General features: G+C 41.5%; 15 protein-coding genes and 1 tRNA gene. 4 read left to right on the top strand and 12 right to left on the bottom strand.

Annotated elements, in window-relative coordinates:
- Positions 1-14: 14 nt before the first annotated feature.
- The 7 genes from J699_RS14950 to J699_RS14980 all read right to left on the bottom strand — a co-directional run bounded on the left by J699_RS14950 (position 15) and on the right by J699_RS14980 (position 6,458).
- Positions 15-626 carry a septal ring lytic transglycosylase RlpA family protein gene (locus J699_RS14950; RefSeq protein WP_004772666.1) on the bottom strand — a complete coding sequence of 204 codons (612 nt, stop codon included), beginning with the start codon at positions 624-626 and terminating at the stop codon, positions 15-17.
- Between the two features lie 289 nt (positions 627-915).
- Positions 916-1,917 carry a lytic murein transglycosylase B gene (mltB, locus tag J699_RS14955; RefSeq protein WP_005230996.1) on the bottom strand — a complete coding sequence of 334 codons (1,002 nt, stop codon included), beginning with the start codon at positions 1,915-1,917 and terminating at the stop codon, positions 916-918.
- A 19-nt stretch (positions 1,918-1,936) separates the two neighbouring features.
- Entirely contained in the window at positions 1,937-3,079 is a 1,143-nt protein-coding gene (gene rodA, locus J699_RS14960; RefSeq protein WP_005230995.1) for a rod shape-determining protein RodA, read from the bottom strand.
- Between the two features lie 166 nt (positions 3,080-3,245).
- Positions 3,246-3,905, bottom strand: coding sequence for a hypothetical protein (locus tag J699_RS14965; protein ID WP_005230994.1), 660 nt, complete (start codon positions 3,903-3,905; stop codon positions 3,246-3,248).
- Positions 3,906-3,940: 35 nt separating this feature from the next.
- Entirely contained in the window at positions 3,941-4,756 is an 816-nt protein-coding gene (gene queF, locus J699_RS14970) for an NADPH-dependent 7-cyano-7-deazaguanine reductase QueF (protein ID WP_032869256.1), read from the bottom strand.
- On the bottom strand, positions 4,753-5,526 hold the full coding sequence (locus J699_RS14975; RefSeq protein ID WP_004772656.1) for an ABC transporter permease: 774 nt from the start codon (positions 5,524-5,526) through the stop codon (positions 4,753-4,755). The genes queF and J699_RS14975 overlap by 4 nt, the downstream gene beginning before the upstream one ends.
- A complete protein-coding gene (locus tag J699_RS14980) occupies positions 5,523-6,458 on the bottom strand; it encodes an ABC transporter ATP-binding protein (protein WP_005230992.1) in 936 nt (311 codons plus the stop codon). The genes J699_RS14975 and J699_RS14980 overlap by 4 nt, the downstream gene beginning before the upstream one ends.
- 274 nt (positions 6,459-6,732) lie before the next feature.
- Here J699_RS14980 and J699_RS14985 point away from each other — a divergent pair.
- Positions 6,733-6,808, top strand: a tRNA-Arg gene (locus J699_RS14985).
- 181 nt (positions 6,809-6,989) lie between these two features.
- Positions 6,990-7,532, top strand: a complete 543-nt coding sequence (locus J699_RS14990; RefSeq protein ID WP_032869258.1) for a hypothetical protein — start codon at positions 6,990-6,992, stop codon at positions 7,530-7,532.
- 24 nt (positions 7,533-7,556) lie between these two features.
- Here the strand turns inward: J699_RS14990 and J699_RS14995 are convergent, their stop codons facing one another.
- Both J699_RS14995 and J699_RS15000 read right to left on the bottom strand, forming a co-directional pair.
- Positions 7,557-8,129, bottom strand: coding sequence for a hypothetical protein (locus J699_RS14995; protein ID WP_032869260.1), 573 nt, complete (start codon positions 8,127-8,129; stop codon positions 7,557-7,559).
- A gap of 146 nt (positions 8,130-8,275) precedes the next feature.
- Complete coding sequence (locus J699_RS15000; RefSeq protein WP_032869263.1) at positions 8,276-8,959, bottom strand: putative quorum-sensing-regulated virulence factor; 684 nt, start codon at positions 8,957-8,959, stop codon at positions 8,276-8,278.
- Between the two features lie 246 nt (positions 8,960-9,205).
- Between J699_RS15000 and J699_RS15005 the strand changes: the two genes are divergently transcribed.
- Positions 9,206-10,444, top strand: coding sequence for an alpha/beta hydrolase family protein (locus J699_RS15005; protein WP_032869265.1), 1,239 nt, complete (start codon positions 9,206-9,208; stop codon positions 10,442-10,444).
- Between the two features lie 53 nt (positions 10,445-10,497).
- On the opposite strand, the gene J699_RS15010 is transcribed toward J699_RS15005, so the two are convergent.
- Positions 10,498-11,325 carry a DUF695 domain-containing protein gene (locus J699_RS15010; protein WP_032869267.1) on the bottom strand — a complete coding sequence of 276 codons (828 nt, stop codon included), beginning with the start codon at positions 11,323-11,325 and terminating at the stop codon, positions 10,498-10,500.
- A gap of 162 nt (positions 11,326-11,487) precedes the next feature.
- On the opposite strand from J699_RS15010, the gene glyA reads away from it, so the two are divergent.
- Complete coding sequence (gene glyA, locus J699_RS15015) at positions 11,488-12,741, top strand: serine hydroxymethyltransferase (protein WP_032869270.1); 1,254 nt, start codon at positions 11,488-11,490, stop codon at positions 12,739-12,741.
- 51 nt (positions 12,742-12,792) lie between these two features.
- Here the strand turns inward: glyA and J699_RS15020 are convergent, their stop codons facing one another.
- Together J699_RS15020 and yegQ are read right to left on the bottom strand one after the other, a co-directional pair.
- Positions 12,793-13,041 carry a YfhL family 4Fe-4S dicluster ferredoxin gene (locus J699_RS15020; protein ID WP_032869272.1) on the bottom strand — a complete coding sequence of 83 codons (249 nt, stop codon included), beginning with the start codon at positions 13,039-13,041 and terminating at the stop codon, positions 12,793-12,795.
- Between the two features lies 1 nt (position 13,042).
- Positions 13,043-14,410 (bottom strand): tRNA 5-hydroxyuridine modification protein YegQ, encoded by a 1,368-nt coding sequence (gene yegQ, locus J699_RS15025; RefSeq protein WP_032869746.1) that lies wholly within the window; start codon positions 14,408-14,410, stop codon positions 13,043-13,045.
- Positions 14,411-14,432 lie beyond the last annotated feature (22 nt).

Raw genomic sequence — 14,432 nt, 5'->3', positions numbered from 1 at the left:
CTGTGGTTTAACGCTTAAGAGTTAGGACCATCAACACGTTCAATGCTGACATTACCTGTACCAGCGCTAGACATACCGAGTTGCTTGGCAGCACCATAAGATAAGTCTAATACACGGTTACCATGGAATGGGCCACGATCGTTGACTTTCACAACCACACTCTTGCCATTGTCTTTGTTAGTTACACGGATGTAACAGTTCAAAGGCAGGCTACGGTGTGCAGCAGTCATGGCATTCATATCGAATGTTTCACCGCTTGCTGTTTTACGACCATGGAATTGACGACCATACCATGAGGCAACGCCGCTTTGGCTGAATTTACGAACTGTGTTCGAAGCAACAGTATTCAGTTTTTCAATCACTGAAGGCTCTTCTTCAGGGATATCGATCTTTGCAGCAATCGTCTGGCGACGTACTTTGTCACCTGAACTCTCAGTGATTGAAAGACTATTAACGTTAGAGAAACGAGAATTAAAATTTTGAGAATCTTTGCTTAGAACGCGGGCAGCCAAATTAGAACCATCCACATCATTTGATAATGATGAAGACTGTACCATTTCAGCATGTAACGGGCTTAAACTTAAGCCTGCCGTCAGCGCTAGAATATATTTTAGCGAAAACTGCATTGTATAAACTCCTAGAGAACATGCTTTTCTATTTCATCAAAACTGCCTGAAATATAGTGCACATGTCTAATTATTCACTTTTGCAATTACTTTTAACTTGCGGCGATAATATTCATCGCTTACGAAGTGTGTCTAGTCTTTAACGATAAATAGTTACAAAAAGGGCAAAAACTTACAGTTTGCGGTTAAATAATAATCAATATTGTAACAAGAAATGAATTATGCTGATTCTGTGTTCGTTTTTTATTAAAAAATTATTGACTTTCCATAATCTTGTAAAAAAGCTAGCCTATCGGCTAGCTACTTCTGTACCTAATAACCATACTGCTGTCGCATACATACGGCTCTTATTGTAGGTGGTGATCACCTGAAAATTTGGATAAGTAATATAGTAAATCGGACCAAACTGATCTTGTAACTGAATCACATTGACCAGATCTAGATCATCAATTTTTACCAATGGGTTAACGGGGGTAATACCCAGTCTTTTCAGCTCACCATAAGGCGTTGGCTGGGTGAGGTCCTTGGCAATTACGCTGTCAGGATTATTGCCTGAGTAGCGTGCAGGGAAGCCAATTGGACGATCACGTTCCCAGCCATATTGAGCTAAATAGTTTGCAATTGATCCAATCGCATCAGCAGCAGAATTTCTAAGATCAATGTGTCCATTTCCATCGTAATCGACCCCAAGTTTCTGGATGTTACTTGGCATGAATTGTGGATATCCAATTGCACCTGCATAAGAGCCAACGATGCTATTCGTCGGGTAACCCTCTTTATAGGTCCAGGAAATGAGCGCTGCGAGTTCATCACTAAAATAGTCGGCACGACGTGGATAGCCAAAAGCGAGCGTTGCAAGGGCATCACGTGTGATGAAAGAGCCTTTATTTGCGCCGTAACCGGTTTCTACGCCGAGAATACCTAAAATGACCGCTTTAGGGACGCCATACTGCTGTTCTGCGCGATTAAGCACATCCTCATACTCGTTTTTGAAGCGGACACCACGTTGAATGGTACCTTCGACTAAAAACATCGAGCGATATTGATACCAAGGTTTGCTTTCACCCGGGCGGGTCATGATATTTAGAATGTTAGGCAGGTTGCGTGCACCGCTCATGGCAGCATCAATTTGTTCGCTGCTTAAGCCATAAGTGGTCATGGCTTTTTGTTTAAACGCAAAGTAATTCGGGTGATTATAAAATTCATTTGCTTGTGCCCAATTACTGCTCAAGAATAAACCAGCACTTAAAGTTAAAAATTTAAAAGTGTTATTTAAAGTAGGAAGAAACATAAGTTTATAAAATTCCTCATTATCGATGTGTATGAATAGACATAACCAGTCCAAAAGTTGACATAAGAGTAATAATTGCAGTTCCGCCATAACTCATGAACGGCAAAGGCACACCTACTACAGGTAAAATACCACTGACCATGCCTGCGTTTACAAATACATAAACAAAAAATGACAAACCAAAGGCGCCAGCCACTAAGCGACCGTAGTTATGAAAGCTTTGTAGGCCAATCTGGAAGGTCCTGAAAATAATCGCACAGTAAAGAAGAATCAGCAGAGTAACACCAATCAGGCCAAACTCTTCTGAATAGGCTGCAATAATAAAGTCAGTATGACCTTCTGGTAAAAAGTGTAAATGTGATTGTGTACCTTCAAGGAAGCCTTTACCCGAAAAACCACCAGAACCAATCGCAGTTTTGGACTGGATAATGTTCCAGCCTGTACCTAAGGCATCTGCCTCAGGATTAAAAAGTGTTAATACGCGTTGACGTTGATAGTCATGCAGCAAGAATTCCCAGGCGATTGGAATAACAATCCCTGCAGCACCTGCGGCGGCTGCTATTAATTTCCATGACAGGCCACTAAGGAAAAGCACAAAGATCCCGCTGGCAAGGACCAGCAAGGAGGTACCTAAGTCGGGTTGTTCTGCAATCAGGAGAAAAGGCACCACAATCAGCATTAACGATAGAATAACCTGGGAGAAGCTTGGCGGCAGGGCCTTGCGTGACAAGAACCAGGCCACCATCATTGGCATGCCGATTTTCATAAACTCACTCGGCTGCACACTACCAAAGCCGGGAATATCAATCCAGCGTTGTGCACCCATACGCACTTCACCAAAGACCATCACTGCAATCAGGCACAAGACACCGAACACATAAAAGTAAGGTGAGAATGCCTGATAGACTTTGGGTGGAATCTGAGCCAAACCAAACATCACGGCAAAACCGATCCCGAAACTCATCGCCTGTTTGGTAACAAGCCCGACGTCTTGGGCAGATGCACTATATAAAACCGTCAGTCCGAGTATGGCATTGAGAATTAAAAACAGACAGAGCCAGGGATCAAGGTGGAGTTGTTGCCAACGGGAAAGTTGATTGGCTGTGCTCAAGCCATCACGTGGTGCTTGACGCAAAAATTTGTATTGTGAGCTTGGGGACATGCGATTCTAAATCAAGTAAATCAACGCTTCGCGCATGCTAACATAATCGCCGATTTAGACAATGCAAATTTAGAATTTGTGACATTTATAAGCGCTTAATTTTGCATAAAATCGGCATAAAAAAAGCGACGATTTTGCAATCGTCGCTTGTCTTCAGAGACAAAGCTTATTTTTGAACCAATAATTGATCAAAGTGCTTGGTGAAGACTTCAAGTTCGACCTGGCTTAGGCTTGGAATCAATTTCTTGATCACGATATGCACGGCGGTTTCAACACCACTGGTTGCCACACTGGCAACGCCACGTTTGACCATACCCAGACCCAGTGTCTTGTTATATTCAGTCATAAAGTGGTGAATCAGCGCATCAGCGAAAGTCTTAAACTGTTGTGTTAATACATCGCGTTGCTCTTTACCGTTTCCGGCAGCCACTTCGGCAAAGCTCTTTTTCATGTCAGTCACAAGGCTATCCGGTAATACTGTACCGATACGTTGTTTACCGTCATTGTCAATGAACAGGCTCTTTTCCATAAAGGCTAAAGATTCACGCACCTGATCATTTGACGCTTTGCCTAACAACTGTTTCATGAGTGTTTCAACAATGCCGCGAATTTTAATCGCCAGACCTTCGGTGGTATCCCGTTTATCACTTGGTGGAAACTGCTGAACCAGGTGAACCAACATGGTGTCAATTAACTCATCAGTAAGCTGTAGAGAGATTTTGTCACGTAAAGGGTATTGAGGCTCTTTACTGTCACGATTGGCTTGTGCAAGCTGAATGTCCTGACTCAAACTTGCTGACGGAAGAATACCGAAATAACTGGTCATTGAAGAACGTCCTCTATATATCAAATTTATTCGTTTTATTGTCGTGCCAAGCGAATTGGCTCGGGCATCCATGACAAATCTGATACTCGGCATGGGTTAATATCCAAGCCCCCGCGGCGAGTATAAGTTGCATAAACCATCAGTTTTTCAGGTTGCAAAAGTTGCCAGATATCGGCAAAGATTTGCTCGACACACTGCTCATGGAAACCATTATGCTGACGGTACGAGATAATATAAGCTAAAACGCTGCGATAACAAGGCTTTTTACCTTGCAAGCGAATAAAAACTGTACCCCAGTCTGGTTGACCTGTGACCGGGCAATTACTTCTTAAAAGATGAGAGTAAAGTTCAATTTCTAGGTTTTCTTCGGCCGTAGCATCGAATTGCAATAAGCTTGAATCCGGATGTTCTGAAAGACGCTCAGGAACCAAATCATCAATGCAAATGCCTTGCGGTTTTGAAATCTCCAAGTCATCAACTTGAAATAGCTGTAATTCAACTTGAGCACCCGCAGCTTTGGACAGATCCTGTTCAACTGTTGCAATAAAGGCTTGTTTCGAATCAAATTGGGTAAAGTTCATGCTATTGAAATACAGCTTGAGTGACTTTGATTCAATTAAGTTCGGTGAGCTGGCTGGCAAGGTTAAACGGCCAATCGCCACCTGAGGCAAACCTAGCTGATTCAACCATGAAATTTCAAAAACATGCCACCAGTCTTTACCTTGAGTAATGCCTTCAATATGCGCATATTGTTGACGAGACTCAGCACGGGCAATTGGAAATAAAACTTCCGGTTGATATTGAGTCGGGTATTGGGTGTCTTTACCCAATAAAGAAAGTTCAACACTCATTCACGCATTCCTGAACCACGAGCTAATAAATGATAGGCAATTGCATAGAGGACAACACAGCACAGGGTTACAACACCTAAAGAGAAGGCCACATTGACGTCGCTGTGTCCTAAAATGCCATAACGGAAGGCATTGACCATATATACAATCGGATTAACTAAAGAGACGTTTTGCCAAAAAGGGCTTAATGCACTGATGGCATAGAACACACCACCTAAGTAGGTGAGCGGGGTCAATACGAAAGTCGGGATAATGGAAATATCATCAAAAGACTTCGCATAGACGGCATTAATAAAGCCACCCAGAGAAAATAATAATGAAGTAATAATGACGGTGTAGATCGTCACAAATAAATTATAAATTTCTAAATGGGTAAAGAATAAACTCATGATGGTCACAATCAGGCCAACCAGAACGCCACGGCTGACACCACCAATCACATAACCCCACAGGATTAAATGCAGTGGCACGGGACTCATAATCAGTTCTTCAATACTTTTCTGGAATTTTGCACTAAAGAAACTCGAAGAAACGTTGGCATAACTATTGGTAATGACAGCCATCATGATCAAACCCGGCACGATGAACTGCATATAGCTAAAGCCACCCATTTCACCAATACGTGAACCGACCAGATTTCCGAAGATCACAAAGTACAGACTCATGGTGATCGCTGGTGGCAGCAAGGTTTGTGGCCAGATGCGCATGAAACGACGAATTTCTTTAACAACTAAAGTCCAGAGTGCAGTTTTTAATTGACTGAAGTTCATTCATTCGCTCCTGCAAGATTTTTCTCGACCATTTTCACGAATAACTCTTCCAGACGATTGGATTTGTTCCGCATACTGTTTACTTGAATGTTCTGAGACTGCAATAACAGGAACAGGTCATTCATACTGTGGGCTTTATCCATGGTGACTTCGAGGGTCACAGGATCAATCAGATTAAATTTGAAGCCGATAATATTCAGGTCAAAACCACTAATCGGTTCAGCCAGATCACAAATGAATGATTCTTCATTCAACTGATTAAGGAAGCCTTTCATGGTGGTATCTTCTTTAATCACACCACGATCGATAATTGCAATACGACGACACAACATTTCTGCTTCTTCTAGATAGTGCGTGGTCAGAATGATAGAGGTACCGTTGTCATTCATTTCAGTGAGAAAGTCCCACATCGAACGGCGCAATTCAATATCAACACCAGCAGTAGGTTCATCCAGAATCAGCAGCTTCGGCTCATGCATCATGGCACGTGCAATCATCAAACGGCGTTTCATACCACCTGAAAGCATACGTGATTGAATATTACGTTTTTCCCATAGGCCAAGCTTTTCTAAATAATGTTCGGCACGTTGTTCTGCCACTTTTTTAGGAATGCCGTAATAACCGGCCTGAGTCACTAGAATATCGAAGGTTTTTTCGAATTGACCAAAGTTAAATTCTTGAGGAACAACACCAAGACATTGTTTTGCTTGAGAAGGATGGGTATCTAAGTTATGTCCAAAAATCTCAACTGAACCAGATGTTTTTTTGGCTAAAGAGCTAATGATACTGATCGTCGTCGATTTTCCTGCACCATTAGGGCCTAATAATGCATAAAACTCACCCTCAGGCACGGTTAAATTAATACCTTTTAACGCCTGAAAACCATTACGATAAGTTTTGGACAAATCGCTCAACACCAAAGCATCAGTCATAAACGTCTCACGTTGTTAAATAGAACGGGTATTTTGAGCGATATGAAAAAATAAACCAAGTAGAAAAATAGGTTTATGGCGTGTTAAAAACAGAACGTTGTGTATTCAAGCCGATTTAAAAGAGAATAGTCCTGTTTTTTATCCAGTTTGGGGCTTAAAACTAATAATATCGTAATAAAAAACATGAAATTGTTGTTTTAATAAGCAAAAAACATTTTTGTTTAAGCCTACATGTTTACCAATATGTTTTTTTTGCCTATGATGTGGCTCGCATGCGCTCATAGCTCAACTGGATAGAGTACAGGTCTCCGAAGCCTGTGGCGTGGGTTCGAGTCCCGCTGAGCGCACCAAATTTACATTTTAAGACTAAAAAAATTACTCATATATTATATCTATTCAATCAGTTAACTCTTAATACTTCTCATCAATTGTAGCTATCCAGCTTTTTCCTTATGATAATTTTGCAGTCCACAGGTAAATTAACCTATTGCTAATCGCTATAACCTAAAACATCAGTGTGTTGGATAAAACATGTATAAGAAAATATTAGTATTAAGTTTGCTTCTAAGTGCAGGTTGTACGGATTCTTATAAAAAGGTCGTAGATATTGAAAGATCAGATTATCTGGCGATGACTACTTTTGTGGATAGACTTGCTAAACAGTTGGTTGATCTTGATACTCAGGTTCGGGCTGATAAGAATCAGGTGAGATTTAATAATATAGATGCCAACTCAAGTTATTTTTTCTTGCCAGAGCAACATTGGCTGGATATTAAAGTATCAAAACGACCCGATCTCGAAAGTTGGAGTGAGGTTGTTGTCTCTTCAAGATATCCGAACGATTATCAGGCTTCAAAAAATGAGGCATTAAAATATTGTCGGGATTTATTGAAACTTGCGAATCCCAATTTTGCTGATGTATTTAATCAACTATCCAAAGAGTTTGAGACATCGTCACAAGGGCGAAAATACAATAGCTTGTTAAAAACAGAAGGGCTATATCTGATTGTACTGGATGGAGAACCTTTTGAAAGAGGTGCTCCATTTGTATGTTCAGTCACTCAAAGCTCGTAAATGATGAATCAAAACTTTATTTAATTATGATAAATGCTGTACAGAATAATTAATCAGTTTCAAGGTTTGATTCAATTGACTTGGTGGAATCCGTGATTCCTGCAATGAGGTAATCCATTGCATCTGACAAGCTTTCAGCTGATTTAATGAATCAATCGACTGAATTTTTTGTATTAGCGGGCGGGCCATCAAACCACAATAACTGCTTAGTGTCTGAACCATGACCTGCTGGATTTCAACAAAAGCAAGTTTTTCAAGTTCAAGCATTTCTTCAACTGCAGGCGCCGGTCGAATTATTTGCTTTTCTTGAACTGGCGCAGATTGAGTAGATAGGGCCTGATCAAAAGCAGCCATTGTGAACGTTGTTTGGCTTTGTTGTTTATTTACGGGTGAAGACTGCTGTTGCGCCAATAGTCCCATATCAATCAGTTGTTGCACCAGTTCGGTGGGTGCGATCCGTTGCTTATACGCCTGATCAAGCTCTTTAAAATCTTCGTGATCAATTAGAAGTAATAAACGACGTTGGCGGGCGGTTAAAGCAATACTGCGTTGTTGTAATGCATTTTGCCCAAGTTCAGTTTTAAAAAAATGTGACATCTCTTAATTTCCCCCTAATCAAGATAATACGGAAATTAAGATAGAGTTAAAAAATGACAGTAATATTAACAATTTATTAAATATTACTGCCTTTTAAAATCAAGATCGAAGGCTGTTAAGCTGCTTTGGCTTTGAGTTTGTTCTACTCATTTTGCTTCTAAGGCTTTGCGTAAATATGGGTCCAGATCTTCCTGACGCATCAACCATTGAATATAGTCGGCAGGAAGGTCCTGAATGGCCGTTCCTTTATGTTTGCCAAAGGTGATACTTTTAGGAATGCGTGCTTGTTCTGAGGCAACATAGAGTTGTTCAATATCTTGAATATTCAGCTGATGAATAATATGCATCAGGATATTGGCCGTTAAGATAATGTCGGCATCGGCACGATGCGCACCTTTAAGCATTTCACGCGCTTTATCGCTACCTTTAGAAATCAGATAGATGAGGGCGGAGATATTGTGTGCTTCAGCATTTTCCCAGACATGGCGTGCAAGGGCTAAAGTACAGATTGGCTTTAATTGAGATACATCGACACCACAACGGGCAATAGCAGCAATATCATAGTCAACGTTATGACCAATAATATAGGTGGTTTGAGTCGGAAGCTGAAACTCATTATAAAAAGGTTGTCCCACCAGATCAGACTCTAAAATATGGTGCACTGCCATGGCAGCATAAGAAATCGGTTGTCCAACCTGATAAAGCTGATCAAAAATCTGCTTTTTATCCAGACTGAGTTTTGCATTTTCTATTTCAATCGGAGCGTAGGCAATTTCAATCGGCAAACCATTCAAGGTATGGGTTTCTGTATCTAGGATAATGGCTTGCATGAAAGTCGACCTGATCTGAGTGGAGAATGCCAATATCTTACAAGAAATTTATTTGAAACAGGATTGAATCCATAAAGGTCACTTTATTTTTTTTAAACATAAAATTGAGTTTGGGTAAATTAACAGCGAAAATTGAAAAAATACTTGAACAATTTGATATTAAGCGCATTCTTATGGAAGGAATTGCCTTAGTAAAAAAAATACTAAGTATTAAAATGAAAAACAAAATAGTTCAGGGAAAACTGTATGAAAATGAAATTATTATCCATTGCGATGCTGAGTTCGAGCCTATTGTTGACGGCATGTGGTGGAGGTGGTGATGGCGATACAACCTATACACCGAAACCCGAAGTTCCTGAGAATAATATTAAAGATCCAGTTGTGGGGGTTCCAGTAGCATATACTAAAACAGATTTTAGCGCGGTGGCTACGGAAAGCTCGGTATTGACCTATAAGATGTTGGGACAGAATGGTAAGGAAACGATGGCAACCAGTCTGTTGTTCGTACCTGGCGGGCCAACACCCCAAGGGGGATGGAAAATTGTTGCATGGGCACATGGTACGACAGGGGTGGCAGATCAATGTGCGCCAAGTCGTAATGTAACTAACCCTTACATTCAAAGTATGATTACGCAATTACTTGCTGCTGGTTACGTGGTGGTTGCGCCTGATTACGAAGGCTTGGGAGAACCGAGTGGCCGAGAATTGCATCCATTTTTGAATGTTAAAAGCGAAGCATTCTCTATTACCGATGCTGTAGTTGCTGCACGATATTATTTAGCTGGAAAAGGTAAAGTTGTATCTCGTCAATGGATGACAGTAGGGCATTCACAAGGTGGGCAAGCAGCATTGGGCGCAGCGCAATATCAAAGCCGTGCCAAACTGGATTATAAAGGAACAATTGCTGTTGCTCCTGCATCTAATTTGGCAGCCATTTTGGTCAATGGGAATGCATCTGTTGAAAATGCACCTTTGCCGCAAAAAATTGAAATGTATGCACAACTGGATACATTTACTGCCTTAATTACCGCTGGACTAAGAAACCTTGAACCAAGCTTTAGCTATACCAATGTATTCCAGTCGCCAACGGATGGGATCGCTAACAATGCAGAAACGGATTGCTTTGATGTGCTAGGTAAAAAGTTTGGAGCCGCCATGCAGAAATATGCACTGAGCAATGGTAATTTAACCAATTATCCTCGTACACAAACCAATTTTATGGCTGTGCCATTGGTGAAAACATTTCTGGAAAAGGATTCGCAACCCGCTCAAGTGAAGTTGAATCAGCCTGTCACGATTTATCAAGGTGCACAAGATACTACCGTTCCTAAAGTGGCAACGGATGCACTTGTTGCGCTAGCTCAGAATAAAGGCTCCAAAATCCAATATCTTACTAGTGCCGAATGGGATCACGGTACAGCTTATGTCTTGAATATCGGGAATATTGTCAATGATGTAAAAACTGCGATGCCTGCGAATAATTAAGTCAGTATCCTGACAAGCCTAATCGGCGTATCACGATGATTGGGCTTGTTTTATCAGTTTTTAATGATCTGGGTTTCCCAGCCATCATATTTTGCATTAAATTGCTGGGCTAATTTCCAGAGTTTTAAGGTACATGCATCGATAGAGTGTAGGTCTACGTGATCAATTCTGGAAATCTGTAACTGGTAGGGGTGATGTGCTGGCTCCGCAAGGTATGTTTGATTCACTATCTCAAAACCTAAACCATTAACGACATTCAAAAAATTTGTACTGTCATTTTCATTCTGAAAATAAATCCAGTGATCTACAGGTCGGGCAAGCTCAAGATTGTCTCCGTGACTTTGAAGGTTCTCAATGACCGCTCTATTAGAAATCGTTTGCATGATTTCTTCACTGGGAAACATATAATTCAAATAGGTTGACCAGCTTGAATCGTTCTCTTTACTGAGTCGATAGCTATAGTCTGGATACCTTTGCATGATGTGGTGAATGCTATGTTCGACATCTACGCCATCCTGAGCATAGAAATAAAATGTTCTCAAGTGATTATGGGTTAAACGTCCTACATAAAGCATCGGATAGTGATTTGTGAGTGCGGGAATGATTTGATCTTCCATCTCGGCCAGATGATCGAACTCTTCACTGGAAGATAACCCGTCTTCTCTGGAGTGGTTCATTTGTATTTCCACCCATACTAAGGTTGATCTTTCTGGTAGCGGTGCCACATCTGCTAAAGCCAGATTTAAGAAATAACTGGCCGGCTGTTCATCTATTTGGCACATATAAAAATTCCAATTTTCAGGAACTTCTAATATCTGCTTCTCAGCGGAGTTGTTTGGTGTACGATTTTTCTTCGAAAGAAATTTGTCAATAAATCCCATTTCCATATCCTTTTTTATTTGATTGATAGAATACCAAGCAAGATCAGTAAAATTCAGCAAGAATTTAATCAATATCAATCTGTGAAAAGGCAAACTTCGTGCTACAATACGCACCAATCTTTAGCACGGCTTAAAAGCCCTAATTTATAGGACCCTCCGCTAATGTTTGCCAATATTTCTATTGCTGAATTTGATCCAGAATTAGCTCAAGCGATTGCTTCTGAAGGCGTACGCCAAGAAGCGCATATTGAGTTAATTGCATCTGAAAACTATTGTTCACCAGCTGTGATGGAAGCACAGGGATCAAAACTTACTAACAAATATGCAGAAGGCTATCCTGGCAAACGCTACTACGGCGGTTGTGAATATGTTGACGTGATCGAGCAACTTGCAATTGATCGCGCAAAAGAATTATTCGGCGCTGATTACGCAAACGTTCAACCACACGCTGGTTCTCAAGCAAACTCGGCTGTTTACCTTGCACTTCTTAACCCTGGCGATACCGTATTGGGTATGAGCTTGGCGCACGGTGGTCACTTGACTCACGGTGCTAAAGTAAGCTTCTCTGGTAAGACTTATAATGCGATCCAGTATGGTTTAAACCCAGAAACGGGTGAAATCGATTATGAAGAAGTTGAACGTCTAGCACTAGAACATAAGCCACGTATGATCGTTGCTGGTTTCTCTGCATATAGCCAAGTTGTAGACTGGCAGCGTTTCCGTGACATCGCTGACAAAGTAGATGCGTACCTTTTTGTTGATATGGCTCACGTTGCAGGTCTTGTTGCTGCTGGTGTATATCCAAACCCGGTACAAATCGCAGACGTAACCACTACAACGACGCATAAAACCCTTCGTGGTCCACGTTCTGGTTTGATCCTTGCTAAAGCAAACGAAGAAATCGAGAAAAAACTTCAATCGGCTGTATTCCCGGGCAACCAGGGTGGTCCGTTGATGCATGCGATTGCTGCAAAAGCAATCTGTTTCAAAGAAGCAATGTCTGCTGAATTCAAAACTTACCAGCAACAAGTTGTGAAGAATGCGCAAGCAATGGCTGAAGTATTAATCGCACGTGGTTATGATGTTGTATCTGGCGGTACAGAAAACCATTTATTCTTATTGTCTTTGATCAAACAAGACGTAACGGGTAAAGATGCAGATGCATGGTTAGGTGCAGCGCATATCACTGTAAACAAAAACGCGGTTCCAAATGACCCACGTTCTCCATTTGTGACTTCTGGTATCCGTATTGGTACGCCAGCAGTGACCACACGTGGTTTTGGTGAAGCGGAAGTGCGTGAACTTGCTGGCTGGATCGCTGACGTGATCGATAGCAAAGGTGATGAGAAAGTTATCGCTGATGTAAAAGCAAAAGTTGAAGCAGTTTGTGTAAAATTCCCGGTATATGCAAACTAATTTGTATAGCTAAAAAAAGCGCCGTCAGGCGCTTTTTTTATTGCTGTTTTTTTATGCCATTTGTAGACGATTAAACTTTTGCAAAAGTTCAGTTTGCGTTTCAGAGTAGTGCGGATCGGGTTTGATACAGTCAATCGGACACACCGCCACACAAGTGGCTACTTCATAAAAACCGACACACTCGGTACAGCGGAGTGGGTCGATTTCATAGACTTTTGCACCTTCATCAATCGCCTGATTAGGGCATTCAGGCAAACACATATCACAGTTGATACAAGCGTTGGTAATCAATAAAGCCATTTTAATCTGCCGAATAGGCTAAAGCTGTCGAATGTAATTGCTCAGTGGCATCAGGTAAATGACGGATCAGCAGCCCATAAGCAATATCAATCTCTGGAGAGAGGGGAATTTCGACAATATGGCCTGAGCCTTTAGCATTTTCAATGATATTGCCTTTAAGATCGCGCATCTGTTCTAATTTGAAGTTGATATTGCCTTTGGGTGTCATCAATTCCAGTGAGTCGCCGACCAGAAAGCGGTTTTTGACTTCAATCCGAATATAGGCGCCATTACGCCCGATCACTTCACCACAGAACTGTTGGTAGTCAAACTGAGATGAACCATCTGCATAGTTTTGATAATCCTGATGCACATGACGACGTAAGAAGCCCTCGGTATAGCCTCGATTAGCCAAACCTTCCAGTTGGCTCATTAAGCTTGTATCAAATGCCTTGCCTGCAAGTGCATCATCTATGGCCTTACGGTAAATCTGCGCGGTACGGGCACAATAAAAATAGGATTTGGTACGACCTTCAATTTTGAGTGAAGCTACTCTAATTTTAGTAAGTCGATCCACGTGCTGTACTGCACGTAAATCCTTTGAATTCATGAAATAAGTGCCATGCTCATCTTCTTCAGCCGCAAACATATCTTCATCGTTACGCTGTACCAGAACGGTTTGCGCTGAAATCGCCGCATCAGGGCGCTGAGCGCAGCAAGTGTTTTTTGTATCAAGTTGCTGAACAGGTATCACATCACCATTGGCATCTTCCTGTGCCTCGTGGATTTTATACTCCCAGCGACAGGCATTGGTGCAGGCACCTTGATTAGCATCGCGTTTATTCATATAGCCGGATAACAGACAACGTCCGGAATAGGCCATACACAGTGCGCCATGTACGAACACTTCCAGTTCAATATCTGGTACCTGTGCCTGAATTTCCTCAATTTCTTCGATTGACAATTCTCGAGACAAAATAATGCGGCTGAGACCGTAATCTTTCCAGAATTTTACTGTGGCCCAGTTAATGGCATTGGCTTGTACAGAGAGATGAATCTGCATCTGTGGAAAATGATCACGCACCATCATGATCAAGCCTGGATCAGACATAATCAATGCATCCGGTTGCATGGCAATAATCGGTGCAAGGTCACGGATAAAATTTTTAAGCTTGCTGTTATGCGGCTGGATATTCACCACCACATAAAATTTTTTGCCTAAGGCGTGCGCTTCATCAATCCCGATTTTTAGATTGTCATGGTCAAATTCATTATTCCGTACGCGTAAGCTATAGCGAGGCTGGCCAGCATAGACCGCATCTGCGCCATAGGCAAAGGCATAGCGCATATTTTTAAGCGAACCGGCAGGAGAGAGTAATTCGGTATTCATCATGCAAAAAAGGCATATAAAA

It is taken from the genome of Acinetobacter sp. 1000160, from assembly GCF_000588715.1.
Classification (GTDB): Bacteria; Pseudomonadota; Gammaproteobacteria; order Pseudomonadales; family Moraxellaceae; genus Acinetobacter; species Acinetobacter courvalinii.
The sequence above is the reverse complement of the archived record's forward strand: the minus strand, read 5'-3'. Positions and strand labels throughout refer to the sequence as shown.

What these genes read in the sequence shown, in the direction of transcription:
- J699_RS14950 (WP_004772666.1), bottom strand. Translation starts at nt 626, where the DNA reads ATGCAGTTTTCGCTAAAATATATTCTAGCGCTGACGGCAGGCTTAAGT.
- mltB (WP_005230996.1), bottom strand. Translation starts at nt 1,917, where the DNA reads ATGTTTCTTCCTACTTTAAATAACACTTTTAAATTTTTAACTTTAAGT.
- rodA (WP_005230995.1), bottom strand. Translation starts at nt 3,079, where the DNA reads ATGTCCCCAAGCTCACAATACAAATTTTTGCGTCAAGCACCACGTGAT.
- J699_RS14965 (WP_005230994.1), bottom strand. Translation starts at nt 3,905, where the DNA reads ATGACCAGTTATTTCGGTATTCTTCCGTCAGCAAGTTTGAGTCAGGAC.
- queF (WP_032869256.1), bottom strand. Translation starts at nt 4,756, where the DNA reads ATGAGTGTTGAACTTTCTTTATTGGGTAAAGACACCCAATACCCGACT.
- J699_RS14975 (WP_004772656.1), bottom strand. Translation starts at nt 5,526, where the DNA reads ATGAACTTCAGTCAATTAAAAACTGCACTCTGGACTTTAGTTGTTAAA.
- J699_RS14980 (WP_005230992.1), bottom strand. Translation starts at nt 6,458, where the DNA reads ATGACTGATGCTTTGGTGTTGAGCGATTTGTCCAAAACTTATCGTAAT.
- J699_RS14990 (WP_032869258.1), top strand. Translation starts at nt 6,990, where the DNA reads ATGTATAAGAAAATATTAGTATTAAGTTTGCTTCTAAGTGCAGGTTGT.
- J699_RS14995 (WP_032869260.1), bottom strand. Translation starts at nt 8,129, where the DNA reads ATGTCACATTTTTTTAAAACTGAACTTGGGCAAAATGCATTACAACAA.
- J699_RS15000 (WP_032869263.1), bottom strand. Translation starts at nt 8,959, where the DNA reads ATGCAAGCCATTATCCTAGATACAGAAACCCATACCTTGAATGGTTTG.
- J699_RS15005 (WP_032869265.1), top strand. Translation starts at nt 9,206, where the DNA reads ATGAAAATGAAATTATTATCCATTGCGATGCTGAGTTCGAGCCTATTG.
- J699_RS15010 (WP_032869267.1), bottom strand. Translation starts at nt 11,325, where the DNA reads ATGGGATTTATTGACAAATTTCTTTCGAAGAAAAATCGTACACCAAAC.
- glyA (WP_032869270.1), top strand. Translation starts at nt 11,488, where the DNA reads ATGTTTGCCAATATTTCTATTGCTGAATTTGATCCAGAATTAGCTCAA.
- J699_RS15020 (WP_032869272.1), bottom strand. Translation starts at nt 13,041, where the DNA reads ATGGCTTTATTGATTACCAACGCTTGTATCAACTGTGATATGTGTTTG.
- yegQ (WP_032869746.1), bottom strand. Translation starts at nt 14,410, where the DNA reads ATGAATACCGAATTACTCTCTCCTGCCGGTTCGCTTAAAAATATGCGC.